Source organism: Chromobacterium aquaticum (assembly GCF_021129195.1).
In the GTDB taxonomy this organism is placed as follows: domain Bacteria; phylum Pseudomonadota; class Gammaproteobacteria; order Burkholderiales; family Chromobacteriaceae; genus Chromobacterium; species Chromobacterium aquaticum.
Genome location: NZ_JAJOHW010000098.1, coordinates 1 through 4,865, shown reverse-complemented (window position 1 = coordinate 4,865; position 4,865 = coordinate 1). Strand labels below are relative to the sequence as shown.

Sequence of the window (4,865 nt, the reverse complement as noted above, 5' to 3'; positions counted from 1 at the left end):
GGCGGCCTGGCCGCGGCGGCGGCGCTGATCGTGGCCGGCCCAGCGGTATGGGTGGGCGTGCTGGGCCACGCCAAACCGCTGTTTCCCTACGCCAACCCGGCCCTGTTCTCGGTGCCGCTGGCCTTTGCGCTGGCTTGGCTGGGTTCGCGCCGCGGCGCAACGGCGGTATCATCGGCTAGCGAAACTTCTCACCGACCCTGACCCTCATGACCACACTGACTCTTTACGGCAACCGCTTGTCCGGCCACAGTTATAAAGTGCGCCTGGCGCTGATGCTGGCCGATGTTTCCCATGATTACGTCCACGTGGACCTGGCCGTGCCGCGCGAGCAGCGCCCGGAGGATTTCCGAGCCGCCAGCCGCTTCGGCGAAGTGCCGGTGCTGGTGGCCGACGGCACCGCGCTGTGCCAATCCAACGCCATCCTGCAATGGTTGGCCAATAATTTCGGCCAGCTCAGCGGCGAGCACGGCAGCCGCGAGACCGTGCGCGAATGGCTGAGCTGGGAAGCCAACCGTGTCGGCTTGTCGGTGCCCAATCTGCGTTGGTCGCGGCTGAACCGGCTACCGCAGCCGGAGGTGGAAGCCTGGCTGGAACAACGCGCGCGCGCCGATCTGGACACCCTGAACGCCGCGCTGGCCGAACAGCCTTACCTGGCCGGCCAGCGCCTGAGCATCGCCGACCTCTCCGCCAGCGCCTATCTGTGGTGGCTGGCCGACGCTGGCCTGGCCATCGCCGACTGGCCTCAGGTCCAGGCCTGGCTGGAGCGCATCGCCCAGCAGCCCGGCTGGCAGCACCCCGATGTGCTGATGGCGCCGGACATTCCCGACTAAGCCCCCACGGAGCCCCGCCCATGTCCTCCCGTCCTGATTGCATCAAACACTGGAGCGAGCTGATCGAGCCCGGTTCGCAAAGCTATCCCGGCAGCCAGGAACCGCTGGCGCGCGGCGCGGCGCTGGGCAAGCATTACGGCTTCGCCCGCCTCGGCATCCATCATGAACTGCTGGAGCCGGGCCAACGCACCAGCTGGCCGCACGCGGAAAAAACCGAGGACGAATTCGTCCACGTGCTGGAGGGCGAGCCCGACGTCTGGCTGGACGGCGCGCTGCACCGGTTGCGGCCCGGCGATTCGGTCGGCTTCAAGGCCGGCAGCGGCCTGGCCCACACCTTCATCAACAATAGCGATAGCCCAGTGCGCCTGCTCTGCGTCGGCGACGTCAACCGCGACGACAACCAGGTGCACTATCCGCTGCATCCTGCGCGCAACGCCGCCATCGGCGATCTGCACTGGAGCAACGCGCCGGAACGGCTGCTGAGCGATCACGACGGTCTGCCCGATCTGCTGCGCGCGGCCGGAGGCCCTTTCTGACATGGACGACTTTCTCCAAGCCGCGGCCTCCCTGATCGGCCCAGCCCACCTGCTGACCGAGGCCGCCGACACCGCGCCCTACACGCTGGACTGGCGCCGCCGCTATCAAGGCCGCCCGCTGGCGGTGGCGCTGCCCGGCAGCGCCGCCGAGGTGGCCGAGTTGGTCAAGCTCTGCCGCCGCCACCAAGTGGCCATCGTGCCGCAAGGCGGCAACACCTCCACTTGCGGCGCGGCCACGCCGGACGCCAGTGGCCGCCAACTGGTGGTGGCGATGCGACGGCTGCGCGCGGTGCGCCAGCTGGACGCGGACAACAACGCCATCACCGTGGAAGCCGGCGCCACGCTGCGCGAGGTGCAGCTGGCGGCGGAACAGGCCGGACGGCTGTTTCCGCTGTCGCTGGCCTCGGAAGGCAGCTGTCAGATCGGCGGCAATCTGTCCACCAATGCCGGCGGCGTCGCGGTGCTGCGCTACGGCACCATGCGCGAACTGACGCTGGGCCTGGAAGTGGTGCTGCCGGACGGCCGGGTGCTGGACGCGCTGGCCGGCCTGCGCAAGGACACCACCGGCCTGGATCTCAAGCAATGGTTCATCGGCGCCGAAGGACAGCTGGGCCTGATCACCGCCGCCACGCTGAAACTGTTTCCGCTGCCCAGCGCCCGCGCCACCGCGCTGATCGGCGTGGACGACATCGACACCGCCATCGCCTGGCTCAACGGCCTGCGCCAGCGCTTCGACGACCGTCTCACCGCCTTCGAGGTGATCGAGGCCGATTGCCAGCAGGCGATCGCGCGCCATCGTCCCGGCCAATTACCATTCACCGCGCCATGGCTGTTGTTGATCGAGCTGTCCGACGGCGGCGACGCCGCCGCGTTGAACGAGGCGCTGCTGGAATGGCTGGCCGGGCAGAACCCGCGCGACGGCGTGGTGGCGCAAAGCGAGACCGAGCGACGCAAGCTGTGGCTGCTGCGCGAGGAGATTTCGGAAATCCAGAAACTGGACGGACCCAGCATCAAGCACGACATCGCGGTGCCGACCTCGGCGCTGCCGCAATTGGTGCGCGACTGCGGCGCCGCGCTGCGTCGGGCTTATCCCGGCGTGCGCATCGTCGCCTTCGGCCACGCCGGCGACGGCAATCTGCATTACAACATCAGCTATACCCGGCCCGGCAACGTCGATCTGTTCGAAGACGAAGCCGCGGTCAACGCCATCGTCTACGACCACGTCTACCGCCTGGGCGGCACGCTGGCGGCCGAACACGGCATAGGCCAGCTCAAGCCGCAATGGCTAGAGCGCTACAAGGACCCGCTGGCGCTGGAACTGATGCGCACGCTCAAGGCCGCGCTGGACCCGGAGCGCTTGATGAATCCGGGCAAGTGGCTGTGATCGATCTCCCTGTCGCGCTCAGCCGCTGAGGTCCAGGCAGCCCGGCAGCGAGTTCGCCAGGCGAGCCAGCGTTTCCGTCCAATCCCCCGGCTCGCGTTGGCGGAACAGGCGATGCCGCGGATACCAGGGCGTGGTTTCGCTCCCCAACCCCCAGCGCCAGTCGGTGTGCCGCGCCGACAGCAGCAAGGCGCAGGGCAAGCCCAGCGCGCCGGCCAAGTGGCCGAAGGCGGTGTCCACCGTCACCAGTCCGTCCAGTTCCGCCAGCAAGGCGGCGCTGGCGGAGAAATCCGCCAGCTCATCACCCAGGGCCGGCACGCCGCGCGCGCGCAGCCAGTCGCGCTCAGCCTCGTTCAACTCCGGCTGCAAGGCCAGCCACTGAACACCGGGCAAGGCCAGCAAGGGAAGCAGCATCTCCAGATCCGGCAAGGAGCGGCAATGATCAAACTCATGCTCCGGCCGGCCGCGCCACACCAGTCCCAGTTTGCGGCCGCTGCTTGGCAAGCGCGCGTGCCAGACGGCGCGACTGGCGGCTTCGGCGCGCAGATAGGCCGGCTCCGGCGCGGGCTCCGGCTGCAACAGGCCTGGCAAGCTCATCGAAAACACATGGCAGTCGTGTTCCGGCCACGGTCCCGCCAGATCCGCCAACGGCAGCCACTCCACCGGCCAGCCCTGCTCGTGCAGCAAGGGCAGCAGCACAGGCCGGCAGGCGACGATCAAACGTCCGGGGCCGCGTCGCAGCAGTTCCGGCAAATAGCGCGCCATTTGCAGCGCGTCGCCATAGCCTTGCTCCAAGCACAGCAGCAGGCTGCGGCCGGCCACTTCCTCGCCATGCCAGCACGGCGATGGCGGCGTGGGCAGCGGCATCGTTTCCAACCGCGCCTCGTGCAGCGGCCAGCCCTCGTCCCAACGTCCCTGGGTCAGCAGCAAATAGCCCAGATTGCGGCGCAGTCCGGCGTGCAGCGGCTGAGCGTCCAGCCCGGCGCGCAGCGTCACCTCGGCCTCTTCCCAGCCGCCTTGCTGCGCCAGGATCAAGGCCAGGTGCTGATGCGCGTCGGCGTCGGCGGGCGCCAGCGACAGCTCACGGCGCGCCAGCGGCTCCGCCTCCGCGCTGCGCCCCTGCCGCCACAAACACAGGGCCAGATTGCCCAGCACCTGCGCCTGCCGCGGCGCCCGCTCCGCCGCCGCGCCCAGACAAGCCTCGGCCTCGGCCCAACGCCGCTGCAGCTGCAACAGCAAGCCCAGATTGCTCAAGACGCCGACATGGTCGGCATCCTGAGCCAAGGCGCGGCGCAACAGCGTCTCCGCCTCGGCGTACTCGCCGCGCTCGGCCAGCCGCTGTCCCAGCAGATTGAGCGTGTCGACATCATCCGGCGCGAGCGCCAATGCGCGGCGCAGCCAAACCTCGGCCTGCTCCGGCTGCCGCTGGTACAACAAACGCCCCAGATTGAAGCTGTGGGCGGCGGATTGCGGCCGCAGCCGCAAGGCCTGCCGATATTGCGCCTCGGCCTCGTCCAGTCGTTCCGCCTCCTCCAGCAGCACGCCCAGATTGCCATGGCAGGCGGCGTGTTCCGGACGCTGCTCCAGTTCGGCACGGTAATGCGCCTCCGCCTGCGCCGCCTGGCCCTGGCTCATCAGGCAGCGCCCCAGATTGTAGTTGGCGTCCGGCGTACGCGGATCGCAGTGCAGCGCCTGGCGCCAGCATTGCTCGGCCAGCGCCAATTGCTCCAGCCGCGCGGCGCAAACGCCCAGCAGATTCCACAGCTCGGCATTGTCCGGCTGGGCTTGCAGGCCGCTTTGCGCGGCCAATAGCGCGCCGCTGACATCGCCGGCGGCCAGCAAGGCGCCGGCGCGCAAGGCGTCGGGGGTCAAATCGGTCATAAGCTCTCGGCGCCCGGAACGCATCCGGGCCGGACGCATCCTGATAAGCGCTTTTTGAAATCAGCGAAATATCGTCTCCCGCATAGTAACCAGCATTCTCTCTTCATGAAATGCCATCCGCCATGCCTAGCCTGAATCTGCTCCAAGCCCTGCGGCCGTCCAACTGGATGCGCAGCTCCGACGCGCGCCCAAGCGCCACCGCCCATGACGGCCCCGTCGCCGGCAGCGCGCCGGCGC

4 protein-coding genes and 1 pseudogene are annotated in these 4,865 nt (G+C 68.9%); 4 read left to right on the top strand and 1 reads right to left on the bottom strand.

Annotated elements, in window-relative coordinates; translation table 11 throughout:
- The 4 genes and pseudogenes from LQT98_RS15490 to LQT98_RS15475 form a co-directional block, all read left to right on the top strand.
- Positions 1 to 201: pseudogene (locus tag LQT98_RS15490) on the top strand (cation acetate symporter); the annotation flags it as partial.
- Between the two features lie 5 nt (positions 202 to 206).
- Complete coding sequence (locus tag LQT98_RS15485; RefSeq protein ID WP_048409458.1) at positions 207 to 830, top strand: glutathione S-transferase family protein; 624 nt, start codon at positions 207 to 209, stop codon at positions 828 to 830.
- Between the two features lie 20 nt (positions 831 to 850).
- Positions 851 to 1,366: a cupin domain-containing protein gene (locus tag LQT98_RS15480; RefSeq protein WP_231463357.1), complete on the top strand. Its 516-nt coding sequence runs from the start codon at positions 851 to 853 to the stop codon at positions 1,364 to 1,366.
- Between the two features lies 1 nt (position 1,367).
- Positions 1,368 to 2,750, top strand: coding sequence for an FAD-binding oxidoreductase (locus LQT98_RS15475; protein ID WP_231463355.1), 1,383 nt, complete (start codon positions 1,368 to 1,370; stop codon positions 2,748 to 2,750).
- A gap of 18 nt (positions 2,751 to 2,768) precedes the next feature.
- Here the strand turns inward: LQT98_RS15475 and LQT98_RS15470 are convergent, their stop codons facing one another.
- A complete protein-coding gene (locus LQT98_RS15470; RefSeq protein WP_231463353.1) occupies positions 2,769 to 4,628 on the bottom strand; it encodes a tetratricopeptide repeat protein in 1,860 nt (619 codons plus the stop codon).
- Positions 4,629 to 4,865 lie beyond the last annotated feature (237 nt).